At 66.2% G+C, this 13,258-nt stretch carries 13 protein-coding genes; 5 read left to right on the plus strand and 8 right to left on the minus strand.

All coding sequences use genetic code 11. The features are described from left to right. Positions 1-9 precede the first annotated feature (9 nt). The 8 genes from RND78_RS14780 to RND78_RS14815 all read right to left on the minus strand — a co-directional run bounded on the left by RND78_RS14780 (position 10) and on the right by RND78_RS14815 (position 6,755). On the minus strand, positions 10-744 hold the full coding sequence (locus RND78_RS14780; protein ID WP_059232518.1) for an SDR family NAD(P)-dependent oxidoreductase: 735 nt from the start codon (positions 742-744) through the stop codon (positions 10-12). Positions 745-1,012: 268 nt separating this feature from the next. Beyond that, positions 1,013-2,263, minus strand: a complete 1,251-nt coding sequence (locus tag RND78_RS14785) for an MSMEG_0569 family flavin-dependent oxidoreductase (RefSeq protein WP_312729782.1) — start codon at positions 2,261-2,263, stop codon at positions 1,013-1,015. Positions 2,264-2,277: 14 nt separating this feature from the next. Then, positions 2,278-2,607 carry an MSMEG_0570 family nitrogen starvation response protein gene (locus RND78_RS14790; protein WP_312729783.1) on the minus strand — a complete coding sequence of 110 codons (330 nt, stop codon included), beginning with the start codon at positions 2,605-2,607 and terminating at the stop codon, positions 2,278-2,280. Between the two features lies 1 nt (position 2,608). Next, positions 2,609-3,601 carry a sll0787 family AIR synthase-like protein gene (locus RND78_RS14795; RefSeq protein ID WP_312729785.1) on the minus strand — a complete coding sequence of 331 codons (993 nt, stop codon included), beginning with the start codon at positions 3,599-3,601 and terminating at the stop codon, positions 2,609-2,611. Next, entirely contained in the window at positions 3,591-4,154 is a 564-nt protein-coding gene (locus tag RND78_RS14800) for an MSMEG_0567/Sll0786 family nitrogen starvation N-acetyltransferase (RefSeq protein ID WP_312729787.1), read from the minus strand. The genes RND78_RS14795 and RND78_RS14800 overlap by 11 nt, the downstream gene beginning before the upstream one ends. 12 nt (positions 4,155-4,166) lie before the next feature. Beyond that, positions 4,167-5,258 carry an MSMEG_0568 family radical SAM protein gene (locus RND78_RS14805; protein WP_409457051.1) on the minus strand — a complete coding sequence of 364 codons (1,092 nt, stop codon included), beginning with the start codon at positions 5,256-5,258 and terminating at the stop codon, positions 4,167-4,169. Next, on the minus strand, positions 5,251-6,195 hold the full coding sequence (locus tag RND78_RS14810; protein ID WP_312729789.1) for a Nit6803 family nitrilase: 945 nt from the start codon (positions 6,193-6,195) through the stop codon (positions 5,251-5,253). Before RND78_RS14810 ends, RND78_RS14805 begins: the two co-directional genes overlap by 8 nt. A 77-nt stretch (positions 6,196-6,272) precedes the next feature. Continuing rightward, positions 6,273-6,755: an MSMEG_0572/Sll0783 family nitrogen starvation response protein gene (locus RND78_RS14815; RefSeq protein ID WP_295460550.1), complete on the minus strand. Its 483-nt coding sequence runs from the start codon at positions 6,753-6,755 to the stop codon at positions 6,273-6,275. Positions 6,756-6,993: 238 nt separating this feature from the next. Between RND78_RS14815 and RND78_RS14820 the strand changes: the two genes are divergently transcribed. From RND78_RS14820 to RND78_RS14840, 5 genes are all read left to right on the plus strand, one after another. After that, positions 6,994-8,904: a sigma 54-interacting transcriptional regulator gene (locus tag RND78_RS14820; protein ID WP_312729792.1), complete on the plus strand. Its 1,911-nt coding sequence runs from the start codon at positions 6,994-6,996 to the stop codon at positions 8,902-8,904. 387 nt (positions 8,905-9,291) lie between these two features. After that, positions 9,292-10,539 carry a dienelactone hydrolase family protein gene (locus RND78_RS14825; protein ID WP_312729793.1) on the plus strand — a complete coding sequence of 416 codons (1,248 nt, stop codon included), beginning with the start codon at positions 9,292-9,294 and terminating at the stop codon, positions 10,537-10,539. Between the two features lie 4 nt (positions 10,540-10,543). After that, positions 10,544-11,338 (plus strand): SDR family oxidoreductase, encoded by a 795-nt coding sequence (locus tag RND78_RS14830; protein ID WP_312729794.1) that lies wholly within the window; start codon positions 10,544-10,546, stop codon positions 11,336-11,338. A gap of 76 nt (positions 11,339-11,414) precedes the next feature. Further along, a complete protein-coding gene (locus RND78_RS14835; RefSeq protein WP_312729846.1) occupies positions 11,415-12,653 on the plus strand; it encodes a styrene monooxygenase/indole monooxygenase family protein in 1,239 nt (412 codons plus the stop codon). 10 nt (positions 12,654-12,663) lie between these two features. Beyond that, complete coding sequence (locus RND78_RS14840) at positions 12,664-13,191, plus strand: flavin reductase family protein (RefSeq protein WP_312729796.1); 528 nt, start codon at positions 12,664-12,666, stop codon at positions 13,189-13,191. The last annotated feature ends 67 nt before the right edge of the window (positions 13,192-13,258 follow it).

Genomic DNA, 13,258 nt, shown 5'->3' on the forward strand with positions numbered 1-13,258 from the left:
AGCGCCCCGTCAGACGTGCTGACCGCCGTTGATATGGATCTCGGCGCCATTGATGTAGCAGGAGCGTTCGCTGCAGAGGAAGTAGATGGTCTCGGCGACTTCGTCGGGGGTACCCAGGCGTTTGAGGGGGACTTCGGCTTCCACCAGGCCGTCGGTACCTGGCGAGAGGATGGAGGTGGCGATCTCTCCGGGCGCGATGGCATTGGCGCGCACGCCGCGTGGGCCGAATTCGTGGGCCAGTTCGCGGGTGAGAGCGGCCAGGCCTGCCTTGGATGCCGCATAGGCCACGCCGGCGAAGGGATGGACCCGCGAGCCGGCGATGGAGGTGACGTTGACGATGCTGCCCTGAGCCGCTTCCAGTTCCGGCAGCAGGGCGCGGGCGAGCAGGGCGGTGGAGACCAGGTTGACGTTGAGCACATGGGTCCAGGTCTCGGCATCGGAGGCGAGCACGCCCAGCCGGCTGCCGTCGGCGCCCTTGGGCGAGATGCCGGCGTTGTTGACGAGGGCGTGCAGCTTGCCACTGGGCAAGCGTTCGCGAACGGTGGCGACCAAACGGTCGATCTGGGTGAGGTCGGCCAGGTCGGCCTGGATATGGGCGTCACGCGCTTGCGGCCAGCCGCATTCTTCGGAGAAGGGGTGCCGGGACACGGTGAGCAGGCGCCACCCGAGGTTGCTAAACAGCTTGACCGTGGCGTGGCCGATACCGCGGCTGGCGCCGGTGAGCAGCATGGTGCGTTGGGTCATGAGGGCTCCGGATTGCAGCACAGGGGGCCGAGGTCGGGCAGGATAACGGCTCCGACCGCTGACAAGCCGGTTCACTATGCCGACGCCGGGCGTAGGCGGCAATCGACGTGGCAAGACATCACCGCTGGCGGACGGCGAGGTCGCAGGCATCTTCCGCGTTGGGCGCCAGGCCTCTGCGAATCGGCGGGGGCGGTCTTGACTACAGACCGCCCCCGCCGCGACGGTGTAACTGCCAGGACGGACGTCATTCATGTCCGCCCTGGCGCCGTCAGGATCGCCGAGAGCCCTGCCTAAGGGCGTGTAATCGGCTCAGCTGAGCCACCAGATACTCCGCATCGCGGGCCACGCCGCTGAAGCGTCCGGAGCCCCAGGTGTGCAGCCAGGGCAGTCCGAGGAAATACAGGCCCGGTTGCGCGGTAACGCCACGCGTGTGGCCCGGGTAGCTGCGCCCATTGAACACCGGTACGTCGACCCAGCTGAAGTCGGGCTGGAAACCGATGCACCAGATGACGCTGGTGATGCCGGCACTACCCAGGTCCAGGGTAGTGGGCAAACCTTCGGGACGCCACAGGGGCTCGTAGGGACCGCCTGCCGGTGCGTCGATACCCTGCTGGGCGATGTACTGGTCGATGCTGGCATTGATGCGGTTGTAGACGGCATCCGCCGCATCCAGCTTGGCCTCCAGATCCGCGGAGAACGTCAGTACCTCGCCTTCCAGGCCGTTCAGACGCCCGAAGAGCTGCATGCCCTCCAGGGCGAAGCGCCGTAGATCGATGTCGCGTCCGCCATCGCGTCCGGTGACGTAATGATTGGTGTTGTCGCGCACGCCCTCGCGCAACGGGTGGGCGTCGACGCCGATCTCGTAGTAGCCCATCTCGGCCAGCCAGTCGACCACGTCCTTGCCGCGATAGTGACGGGCACAGCGGGGTGCATCACCGACAGCGAGGTACACCTGGCGGCCGGCGAGATGCAGGTCTTCGGCGATCTGCGCGCCCGACTGGCCAGAGCCGACCACCAGCACGGCACCAGGCGGCAAGGCCTGGGCGTTGCGGTATTGTTCGGAATGCAGCTGGACGATAGGCGCCGGCAGGCGCTCGGCCAGCCGGGGGATGATCGGAATGTGATAACCGCCACTGGCGACGATCACCTGATCGGCGCTGAACTCCCCGGCGCTGGTGTCGAGCCGATACCCACCCTCTGGGCGCGTCACCAGGCGCTGGACCGCGACACCCTCGCGCACCGGCGCCTGGACCTTGGCGATGAAAGCCTCGAGGTAGGCGATGATTTCGGCTTTCTTCATGAAGCCATGGGGATCGGGGCCGTCGTAGGGATGACCTGGCAAGGCGCACTGCCAGTTTGGCGTCACCAGGCAGAAATTGTCCCAGCGCTGATTGCGCCAGGTGTGGGCCAGGGAGTGCTTTTCCAGCACCAGATGATCGATATCCTGTTGCTGCAGGTAGTAGCTGGCGGAAAGCCCGGCCTGGCCACCGCCGACGACAATGGCGCTGTAATGGGTCATGCGCAATTCCTCGTTCAGATATCGCCGAAGGCAGCTGGGTTGCCGGTTGTCTGGCCCTGTTGCTGGAGTTCGAGCACCTCGACCTGCAGGTCATCGCCGTCGGTATAGGCGCGTGCCTGCCGGCGCAACTCGCCCAGGCTGTCCATGGCGGAGCTGCAGTAGAAGCCCTTGACCTCCTTGACCCGCTCGGAGGCGGCGTGCAGACCACTTTCGGCACGCTGCAGGAATTCGCTCAGGGGGTAGCGCCGACCGCTTTCCAGGTGCCGGCCAATGCTGGTCGAAGGAGAGTAAGCGGTGCTTTCCTGGCCATCGGGCCAGCGCAGGCGGATGATCACGGCGGGCATATCAGAACTCCTCGGCCTGGCTGAAGCCGGTGAAAGAATGGTCGTGCAGATTCCAGAATTCGGCGCATTGCTGGTCCAGTTGGACGGTCAGCCGGGCGCTGGCGTCGATCCGGCCGATGGCCGCACAGTGCAGGCCTTCCCGGGCGAAGGCGGTGGTGACGGCGGCCAGATCCTGGTCGGCGAGGGTCAGCAGGAAGCCGTAGCTCGGGAAGGCGCGCAGCCAGCGTTCCAAGGGAGCGTCGGCGGGGCGTGGAACCTTGGCCAGATCGAGCTGGGCGCCACAACCGGTGGGCTCGAGCAGCATCAGCAGCGTGCCCAGCAAGCCGGCATTGCTGATGTCCTTGGCCGCTTGCAGCAGACCGGCCTCGGCCAATTGCGGAATGACCTCGAGCTTGGCGCGCAGGCGGGCCGGCGCGACCTCTTCGAAGGCCTTCCAGTAGGGGGCATCGCCATGCCAGCGGCCGTCGAGATCGACCACCATGGCCAGGCACTGGCCGGGGCGTACATGCAGGGTCGACAACAGGCGACGGGCCCAACCGGTGATGGCCACCGCCAGGGTGGTCGGATGCTCGGGGCCCTGGCTGGTATGGCCGCCGGCTAGGCGCACGCCATAGGCCTGGCAGGCCGCACGCATGCCGGCGAGCAGTTGGTCGGCCGCTGCCGTGTCGTGATGCCAGTAGGCGTTGACCACGGCGGCGGCGCGACCACCCATGGCGGTGATGTCGCTGACATTGGCCATCACCGCCGACCAGCCGGCGAACCAGGGCGCCTGGGCGACGAAATGCGGCAACATGCCTTCGATGGCCAGCAACAGATACTGATCACCGCAGCGCAGGGCCGCGGTGTCGTCGCCGGGCAGGGCGTAGCGAGCCTCGTCTTCACCGTCCATTGCAGCAGGCGCCAGGGCCTGGGCGGGACGCTGGATCGCCTGCTTGGCGTGCATGGCCGCGCTATCCTTCAGGGTGTCGAGCAGCGCCGACAGGTCAACCATCATGACGTCGACTCCGCCGCGGGACCAGCGCCACCTGGCGCGGCAGGATGGGATAGCGGTCCAGGCGCGCCTGCATCAACACATGGGGATGGCCCAGGAGTTCCAGGGTGTCCAGGGTTTCCCAGTGCAGCTGGTGGAAGTAGCTTTCATTGGCTTGTTGGACCGTGGCCAGGAAGGTCTGGCAACCCAGGTCGAGGGCGCGTGCGACCGCCTCGTTGACCAGCGCCTTGCCGATCATGCTGTGGCGGCGGTAGGCCCGTTCCACGCACAGGCGACCGCCATACCAGACGCCTGGCGACTCCTGGTAAATGCGCACGGCGCCGACGATCTGCTCGGGCATCCCGTAGTGATGGGTCACGGCGACGATGGGGATGGCGCCGAAATCTTTAGCGTCGCGATCCTGTTCCAGCAAGCGCTGCTCGTCCGCGAAGACCGCCCGCCGCAGGGCATAGTAGACGGCGCGCTCCCAGACCTCGGTCGCCGGCTTGACCAGCAGGTCGCCGGCGAGGAAGTCGCTGAAGGTATCGTTGGTCAAGGCAAAGGCATGTTCGGCCATGGACGTCTCCTCTTATTCGTGGCGCTTGAGTGCCGAACAGGCGCCACACTTGGCGCAGCCGGCCTTGATCTGCTCGGAGTGCAGGCCATGGCGGCGCAGGCTGGCACCCACCCGTGGATACAGGCGTTGCATGAAGGCGCTGTCCGGCTTGGGGTGTCCTGCCAGCGGCGTGCCGTCGATGGGCACGAAGGGCACCACGAAGGGGTAGACGCCCAGGGCGGCCAGCCGCTCGCTCATGGCGACGATGGCGTCCTCGCTGTCGCCCAGGCCCGCCAGGATGTAGGTGCTGACCTGGCCGTGGCCGAACACCTTGACCGCCGCTTCGAAGGCGCTGAAGTAACGCGACAAGGGCACCTCGGCCTTGCCGGGCATGATGCGCTGCCGGACGCTGTCGGTGACCGCTTCCAGGTGCATGCCCAGGGAGTCCACGCCGCTGTCCTTGAGGCGGGTGAACCAACGGTCGTCGTCGGGTGGCTCGCATTGCGCCTGGATCGGTAGCTCGACCGCCGCGCTCACGGCCGCGGCGGATTCGCAGAGGATCGCCGCGCCGCGATCCGGGGTCTGCGGCGTGCCGGTGGTCATCACCAGGTGCTTGACGCCGTCCAGCTCAACCGCGGCCTTGGCCACCGCCGCCAGTTGGGCGGGACGCTTGCGGGCGATGGTCTTGCCGGCGGCGAGCGACTGATCGATGGCGCAGAACTGGCAGGCGCTGGCGGCATCGTTCTTGCGGATGCAGTGTTGCAGCAGGGTGGTCGCCAGCACCTCCTTGCTGTGCAGGGTGGCGATTTTCCAATAGGGAATGCCGTCGTCGGTGCTCAAACCATAGAACCGTGGCACGCGCGGCAACTCGACCCGGCCGATCTCGCGGCCTTGGCGAAAGATCAGGGCCTGGGCGCCGCTGGCGTCGGGTACGGCACTGTAGGGGGAGTCCAGCGAGGCGGTATTGAGCATCGGTACCATGGCCGTGTGCTCGCCCAGGCTGAGTGCCTTGTGGTCGGAAGGGCCGGCGCCGCCCTTGCGGGCCAGGCCATCGGCACCCTGCCAGCGCACGCCGTGGCATTGCAGCTCGGCCAGCAGATCGGTGGCGATCACCTGGCTATTCATGGCTGGTTACCCCGGTGCGCTCCTGGACATGGGGGGCGGGACGCCGGTCGATCATCAGGCTCAGCAGCTCGGGCCGGCTGTAGTGACCGACCGAATCCATCATCCGCTTGCGCTTGTCGATCAAGGCGAAGTCGAGGTCGGCGATGATCGGGCCCTCGCCCGCGGTCTTCTGCGCCAGCACCTTGCCTTCGGGACTGACGATGGCGCTGAAGCAGCCGCCGGAAATCGGTTCGAGCGGGCAGCCGGTATCGGCCATGATCCGCGCCTGTTGCTCGGCGTCCAGCCAGGCGGTGGCATTGACGACGAAGCAGCCGCTTTCCAAGGCGTGGTGGCGGAGGGTAGCCTCCATCTGCTCGGCGAAGATGGGGCCGACCAGGGAACCCGGGAACATGGCGGCGTGGATCTGCTCGCCATCGGCCATCAGCGCATAGCGGGCCAAGGGGTTGTAGTGCTCCCAACAGGCGAGTGCCCCGATGCGGCCCACGGCACTGTCGACGGCGCGCAGTCCGGAGCCGTCGCCTTGGCCCCAGACCATACGTTCGTGGTAGGTCGGGGTAATCTTGCGCCGGTGCTGGATCAGACTGCCATCGGCATCGAACAACAATTGCGCGTTGTAAAGGGTGCCACCGTCGCGCTCGTTGACGCCGATACAGGCGACGATCTGCGCCTCGCGGCAGGCTTCCGCCAGCTGCTGGGTCACGTCGCTGGGAATGGTCACCGATTCCTCCAGCAGTTGCAGGTGCTGCTTGCCCATGGTGAAAGGCGGCTGCACGAAGGAGAAATAGGGGTAATAGGGCACCACGGTTTCCGGAAAAACCGCGAACTGCACCCCGTCGCGACCGAGTTCGAGGAGTTGCTGGCAGAGTTTGTCGACGGTGCCCTGGCGCGAGTAGAGCTGAGGACTGAACTGCACGGCGGCGGCGCGGATGATGGTCATGCTGAGGTCCTGATGGTCGAGGAGAGGTACCCCGCGACGACGCCTTTGGCCGCCGCGACGGGGAGTCCGCAGACGCCTCAGGCGGTCCAGGTGTCGATGATCAGCGCGCCTTCACGGCGCATCAGCAGGCGCAGGTCCATCACGTCCAGCGGATTGATCGGACGAATGCCTTCGATCAGGGCCTTTTCAGTCTGGCCGTACAGGGCTTGCAGGGCGAAACGGCAGGCGTAGACCTCGCCGCCTTCGCCGATGAAGGCCTTGATCTGGTTGTTGACGGCCAAGTGACCGGGGAAGGCTTCGGCGCCCAGGGTAGGGAAGCCGCGCTGTACGCCGAGCTGCACGCCTGGTCCGTAGAGCAGGATCTTGGTTTCGAAGCCCTTGCGCAGCAGGCGCTTGGCCTGCAACAGGTTGACCAGCCCGATGGAGCCTTCGAAGGCAATGGTGTGGAAGGTCAGCAGCGCCTTTTCACCCGGTTCGGCCTTGACGTCTTCGAAGACCTTCTCTTCGTAGTTGACCAGGAAGTCACCATCTTGGTACTGGGCAATGTCCACGGTTGGCATGGGTGTTCTCTCCGCTAGGGTCACGAGGGCGGTCGCCGGAGTGGCGACTCGGTCTGCCTAGGCAAGAGCGAAGGACGTGCCAGCCTGGATAGATATTTCCTGGAGAATGCCAGGTCATTGATTCTGCTTGAGTTTCCGATCTGATACGGTTTTTGTCGGGGTGTTCTGCCTCTGTTCGATCGCTACGCAAAGGCGTAGAACTACGATTTTTCGTACTGATCGTTGCGAGATTCCGTAGATGATCGAGACCGATTGCCTCACTGACTGGGCCGATCTGGCGTATTCCTCCCGCCACATGGTGTTCGAGCATTGTGCGGATGCCATCGTCCTGCTCGACCCCTATGCGGATCGCTTCGGTGACCTGAACATCGCGGCGTGTCAGCTGCTGGGTTATCCGCGGCAGAACCTGCTGACGCTGCCCGTCAGCAAGCTGTTCGGCCATCAGCTGGCCGATCTCATCGTGTTCAGCCAGGCCGTGATCGAAAAGGGCCGCGGCTGGACCGACGAGCTGAGCTGCACCTGCAAGAATGGCGAGCGCATGCCGCTGGAAATCACCGCCACCAGCCTGCACCTCAAGGGGCGGCAGCAGCTCATCCTGGTGCTGCGCGAGCAACGGCGGCAGCGTTTCCAGCTGGATCAAGCAGAAACCGAGCGCACCATGCGGGGTGGATTGATCGAATGGCGCACCATTCTCAACCTGTTCAAGGAGACCGAGCGCGACAACCAGCTGTTGCTCAGTGCCGTCGGTGACGGCATCTACAGCATCAATTGCGAGGGGCTGGCCACCTTCGTCAATCCGGCGGGCGCGCGCATGCTCGGCTGGGAGCCGGAGGACATGATCGGCAAGAACATCCACCTGATTCATCACCACAGCCATGCCGACGGCTCGCACTATCCGGTCGAGGAGTGCCCGATCTATCGCGCCGTACACGATGGCGTGGTCCATGAAGGCCGCCAGGAAGTTTTCTGGCGGCGGGACGGCAGTTGTTTTCCGGTGGAATTCACCAGTACCCCGGTGATCTCCGACAGCAAGCTGGTCGGGGCGGTGGTGGTGTTCCGGGATATCACCGAGCGTCGCAGCATGGAGCGGCAGTTGACGAATGCCTTGGAGGAGTTGCAGCAACTCAAGCAGCGTCTCGAAGAACAGAACGCCTATCTCCAGGAAGAGATCCACATCGAGCACAGCTACCGCGAGCTCGTCGGGCAAAGCGAGCCGATCCTGAAGATCATCAAGCAGATCGACGTGGTCGCGCCTACCGACGCCAGCGTCCTGATCCATGGTGAATCGGGCACCGGCAAGGAGCTGATCGCCCGGGCCATCCACCAGGCCAGCCGGCGCAGCGCCCAGCCGCTGATCAGGGTCAATTGCGCGGCGATTCCGGCCGAGCTGTTCGAGAGCGAATTCTTTGGCCATATCCGCGGGGCCTTCACCGGGGCGGTGCGTGACCGGGTCGGGCGCTTCGAGTTGGCGGACGGCGGGACCCTGTTTCTCGACGAGATCGGCGAGATCCCCCTCGACCTGCAGAGCAAGTTGTTGCGCGTCCTGCAGGAAGGCCAATTCGAGCGCGTCGGCGAAGAGCGTACGCGCAAGGTGGATGTGCGTATCGTGGCGGCGACCAATCGCAACCTGCGCGAGGAGGTCCAGGCCAAACGCTTTCGCGAAGACCTGTATTTCCGCCTGAATGTCTTCCCCATCCATTCACCCGCACTGCGGGAACGGCCGATGGATATAGCGCCCCTGGCGCTGCATTTCATCAGCGAGATCGGCAAACGCCTGAATCGCCCCGGCCGGCGCCTGCGAGCGATGGATCTGGCGCGGCTGCAACGCTATCCCTGGCCGGGCAACATTCGCGAATTGCAGAACGTCATCGAGCGGGCCTTGATCACCGCGCAGGACAACCAGCTCAGTATCGATCTGCCCGAGGAAGGCGGCGGAATCGCGCCACGGCGCGTCGTCGTCGAATCGAGTGCTGCCATTCTGACCGATATGCAGCTGCGCGACCTGGAGCGGGAGAACACCCTGGCGGCGTTGCGCGCCTGCCAGGGTAAGCTCTTCGGCAAGGAAGGTGCCGCGCAACTGCTCGGGATGAAACCCACGACCCTGGCCTCTCGGCTCAAGCGGCTGCAGATCGATACCGGTCAGCTGTAGTGCGGGGAACCCCTGGAGCTGCCTTTCAGCAGGCCACCGCCGCGCCAGGTGCGCCTGGCGCACTGGGCCAACGTTTCCTCGCTCGTCTTCCGCCGGTTGATGGCGACAACGTATCGGCAGCGGCTGCGTAGTCCCGATCCTACCCGGACGGTTCTGTCCCGCGCTCTGCGGGCCGGCGATCACTTGTTGCCGGTGGTAGAGATCGCTGTTCGGCAGTCCTGGCTTGCCTACGAGAGGTGATCTGGCCGTACCTTCGCTTACGGAAGAGGGGAGCGGTGCCGAGCAATTAGCTGCGTCGAGGGGATGGTCGCGGCAGTCTGCGGACAGCTCGACCGGCTCCGCGCGCCGAAGATGGCTCCAGACCTGAGCAACCTGGAGTCTCTCGCGATGACCGGATCCTTCATCCAAGTGCCGACCCCCGCCGGCACCTTCGATGCCTACTTCGTACCCTCCATCGACGGTCGCGGCCCGGGCATCGTCCTGTGCCAGGAGATCTTCGGCGTCAACGCCGCCATGCGTGCCGTGGCCGATCAGTTGGCCGAGGAAGGCTACAGCGTGCTGGTGCCCGACCTTTACTGGCGCCAGGCGCCGCGCATCGAGCTGGGCTACACCCCCGAGGATTTCGAGAAGGCCTTCGGTCACTACCAGGCCTTCGACGAGCACCTGGGCGTGGTGGATATAGGCGCTGCCCTCGCTCATCTACGTACCCTGCCCGCCGTGAGCGACGCCGGCCTCGGCGTGGTGGGCTACTGCCTGGGGGGCAAGCTCGCCTATCTGGCCGCCTGCCGGCTGCCGGAGGTAGCCTGCGCCGTCGGCTACTACGGGGTTGGCATCGAGAAGGCCCTGGTGGAGCTGGAAGGCCTGCGTGGGCGACTGGTGCTACATTTCGCCGAGGCCGACCAGTTCTGTCCGGCGCCGGCGCGGGAAGCCATCCTGGCGGCCCTGGCCGAGCGGCCCGGCACCGAGGGCTACGTCTATCCGGGTGTCGACCATGCCTTCGCCCGGCCCGCCGGCCACCACTACGACAAGCCCGCCGCGCTGCTGGCTCACGAGCGCACCATCGCCGCGCTGCGCCGCACCCTTGGCCCGGACTACAACCTCTCGGCGCTGTGGGAAGAGCACATCCGCCACGAATTCGATACCCGCGACGTGCCGGCGACCATGGCCACCATGGTGCCCGAGCCCTACGTCAACCATATCCCGACCATGACCGGCGGGGTGGGTTATCGCGAGCTGGCGCGCTTCTATCGCTATCACTTCGTGCACGGCAATCCCAAGGACATGCAGCTCACGCCGATCTCGCGCACCGTGGGCGCTTCGCAGATCGTCGACGAGTTCGTCATGAGCTTCACCCACGACGAGGCCATCGACTGGATGCTGCCCGGGGTGGCGCCCACCGGACGCTATGTCGAGATACCCATGCTGGGCGTGGTGAAGTTCCGCGGACCCAAGCTCTACCACGAGCACATCTATTGGGACCAGGCCAGCGTGCTGGTGCAAATCGGCCTGCTCGACCCTGAAGGCCTGCCGGTGGCAGGCGCCGAGACCGCGCACAAGCTGCTCGACGAGACCCTGCCGTCCAACACCCTGATGCCGAGCTGGGCTTCCAGTGCCGGCAAGTCCATCGAGGAGTGAGGCCATGAGTCTGCATTCCCTCGAAGGCAAGGTGGCGGTCATCAGCGGCAGCGCCACCCTGATCGGCCAGGCGGTGGCCGAGGCGCTGGTCGCGGCCGGCGCCCGGGTGACGCTGCTGGACATAGATCCCAAGGGCGCTGCCGGTGCCGAGGTTCTCGGCGCGGCGGCCTGCTTCCAGACCGTGGACCTGACCGACGACGCGGCCCTGGCGAAGGCGGTGGCGAGGATCCGCGAACGCTTCGGCGCGGTGGACTTTCTGGTCAACCTGGCCTGCACCTATCTCGACGACGGCCTGGCCTCGCCGCGTGGCGACTGGCTCAAGGCGCTGGACGTGAACCTGGTGTCGGCGGTGATGCTGGCCCAGGCGCTACACCCGGATCTCAGGGCGCAACGGGGCGCGGTGGTCAATTTCACCTCCATCTCCGCCGGCTGTGCCCAGGCCGGACGCTGGCTCTATCCGGTGTCCAAGGCGGCGCTCAAGCAGCTGACCCGCTGCATGGCCCTGGACCTGGCGCCGGACGGCATCCGCGTCAACTCGGTGTCGCCGGGCTGGACCTGGTCGCGGGTGATCGCCGAGGTCAGCGGAGGTGATCGCGCCCACGCCGACCGCGTCGCCGCCGACTTCCACCTGCTGGGTCGCCTGGGCGAGCCGGCGGAGGTGGCCCAGGTGGTCGCCTTCCTGCTATCGCCGGCGGCGAGTTTCGTCACCGGCGCCGACTACGCCGTGGACGGCGGTTACTCGGTCATGGGTCCGGAGCGCAACCAGCCGGCCATTCCACGCCTCGCCGAACGGGAGTGATGCCATGCACAACCCCTTCTGGCGCCTGTTCAACGGTTTCACCCCCACCCGTCATTCGACTCCCCGGAGAACCTCCATGCGTCGCATCGCCATCGTCGGGGCCGGCCAGGCCGGCCTGCAACTGGGCCTGGGTCTGCTCGCCCAGGGTTATCACGTCACCCTCACCACCAACCGCACCGGCGAACAGGTGCGCGGCGGCAAGGTGATGTCCAGCCAGTGCATGTTCAACAATTCGCTACAGACCGAGCGTGACCTGGGGCTGAATTTCTGGGAAGACCAGTGCCCGGCGGTGGAAGGTGTCGGCCTGGCCGTGCCCGATCCGGTACATCCCGAGCGCCCGGCCTTCCAGTGGAGCGCCCGCCTGGAGCGCTATGCCCAGGCAGTGGACCAGCGACTGAAGATGCCGGCCTGGATGGACGAATTCGAGCGCCGCGGTGGCGAACTGGTGATCCAGGATGTCGGTTTGCCTGAACTTGAAACCCTGGCCGCCAGCCATGACCTGACCCTGCTCGCCGCGGGCAAGGGCGAGGTGGTCAACCTCTTTCCCCGCGACACCGAGCGCACCGTCTTCCAGCAGCCGCAACGTGCCCTGGCGCTGACCTACGTGAAGGGCATGACGCCCATGTCGCCCTATTCGCGGGTGGCCTTCAATCTCATCCCTGGCGTGGGTGAGTACTTCGTCTTCCCGGCCCTGACCCTGAGTGGGCCCTGCGAGATCATGGTGTTCGAAGGCATTCCTGGCGGCCCCCTGGACTGCTGGCAGGACGTCACCTCCCCGGAGCAGCACCTGGAGCGCAGCCTGGAGATCGTCCGCCGCTTCGCCCCCTGGGAAGCCGAGCGCTGCCAGAACCTGGAGCTCACCGACGCGGGCGGCGTGCTGGCCGGGCGCTTCACCCCCATGGTGCGCAAGCCGGTGCTGCGCCTGCCCTCGGGCCTGCCGGTGTTCGGTATGGCCGATGCGCTGGTGGTCAACGACCCCATCACCGGCCAGGGTTCCAACAACGCCGCCAAGTGCAGCAAGGTCTACCTGGACGCCATCCTCGCCCAGGGCGATGGTGCCTTCACCCCGGACTGGATGCACCAGACCTTCGAGCGCTACTGGGACTACGCCGGCCAGGTGGTGAAGTGGACCAACAGCCTGCTGACCCCGCCACCGCCGCACATCCTCGATCTGCTTGGCGCCGCCAGCCAGTCGCCGGCCATCGCCTCGCGCATCGTCAACGCCTTCGACGATCCCCGCCGTTTCGCCCCCTGGTGGTTCGAGGCGGAGGCCTGCCAGGGCTTCCTACGTGAACACCTGAGCCAGGCTGCCTGAGGAGCCCACCATGACCATAGATGCCCTGGATCTCATCGCTGCCGACCCGACCAATCCCCGGGCGCTGCGTAACCTGCTGGGGCAATTCGCCACCGGCGTCACGGTGATCACCACCCGCGGTCGCGATGGCCGCAAGGTGGGCATGACCGCCAACTCCTTCTCCTCGGTGTCCCTGGAGCCGCCGCTGGTGCTCTGGAGCCTGGCCCGCCAGGCGCCGAGCCTGCCGGACTTCCTGGCCGCCAGCCACTTCGCCATCCATGTGCTGGGCAGCGATCAGCACCAGCTCTCCGGGCACTTCGCGCGGCCGGCGGAGGACAAGTTCGCCGGCATCGCCCATGTCGAGGGCACCGCTGGCGTGCCGTTGCTGGAGGAGGCCGTGGCGACCCTGATCTGCCGCAACCACGTCCAGTACGAGGGCGGCGACCACCTGATCTTCCTCGGTGAAATCGAGCACTACCGACACAGCGGCGGCGAACCGCTGGTCTTCCACGCCGGCCAGTACCGGGTCGCCAGCGCCCATCCCGCACTGGGCGCCTGAGCCCCGGCGGCGCCCGTCGATGCCACTCGGTCGGCGGGCGCTGCCCTTTCGAATCTGCCTTTCGCGA

This window comes from Pseudomonas oryzihabitans, from assembly GCF_032027545.1.
Lineage (GTDB): Bacteria > Pseudomonadota > Gammaproteobacteria > Pseudomonadales > Pseudomonadaceae > Chryseomonas > Chryseomonas oryzihabitans_F.

What these genes read in the sequence shown, in the direction of transcription:
- RND78_RS14780 (WP_059232518.1), bottom strand. Translation starts at nt 744, where the DNA reads ATGACCCAACGCACCATGCTGCTCACCGGCGCCAGCCGCGGTATCGGC.
- RND78_RS14785 (WP_312729782.1), bottom strand. Translation starts at nt 2,263, where the DNA reads ATGACCCATTACAGCGCCATTGTCGTCGGCGGTGGCCAGGCCGGGCTT.
- RND78_RS14790 (WP_312729783.1), bottom strand. Translation starts at nt 2,607, where the DNA reads ATGCCCGCCGTGATCATCCGCCTGCGCTGGCCCGATGGCCAGGAAAGC.
- RND78_RS14795 (WP_312729785.1), bottom strand. Translation starts at nt 3,601, where the DNA reads ATGATGGTTGACCTGTCGGCGCTGCTCGACACCCTGAAGGATAGCGCG.
- RND78_RS14800 (WP_312729787.1), bottom strand. Translation starts at nt 4,154, where the DNA reads ATGGCCGAACATGCCTTTGCCTTGACCAACGATACCTTCAGCGACTTC.
- RND78_RS14805 (WP_409457051.1), bottom strand. Translation starts at nt 5,258, where the DNA reads ATGAATAGCCAGGTGATCGCCACCGATCTGCTGGCCGAGCTGCAATGC.
- RND78_RS14810 (WP_312729789.1), bottom strand. Translation starts at nt 6,195, where the DNA reads ATGACCATCATCCGCGCCGCCGCCGTGCAGTTCAGTCCTCAGCTCTAC.
- RND78_RS14815 (WP_295460550.1), bottom strand. Translation starts at nt 6,755, where the DNA reads ATGCCAACCGTGGACATTGCCCAGTACCAAGATGGTGACTTCCTGGTC.
- RND78_RS14820 (WP_312729792.1), top strand. Translation starts at nt 6,994, where the DNA reads ATGATCGAGACCGATTGCCTCACTGACTGGGCCGATCTGGCGTATTCC.
- RND78_RS14825 (WP_312729793.1), top strand. Translation starts at nt 9,292, where the DNA reads ATGACCGGATCCTTCATCCAAGTGCCGACCCCCGCCGGCACCTTCGAT.
- RND78_RS14830 (WP_312729794.1), top strand. Translation starts at nt 10,544, where the DNA reads ATGAGTCTGCATTCCCTCGAAGGCAAGGTGGCGGTCATCAGCGGCAGC.
- RND78_RS14835 (WP_312729846.1), top strand. Translation starts at nt 11,415, where the DNA reads ATGCGTCGCATCGCCATCGTCGGGGCCGGCCAGGCCGGCCTGCAACTG.
- RND78_RS14840 (WP_312729796.1), top strand. Translation starts at nt 12,664, where the DNA reads ATGACCATAGATGCCCTGGATCTCATCGCTGCCGACCCGACCAATCCC.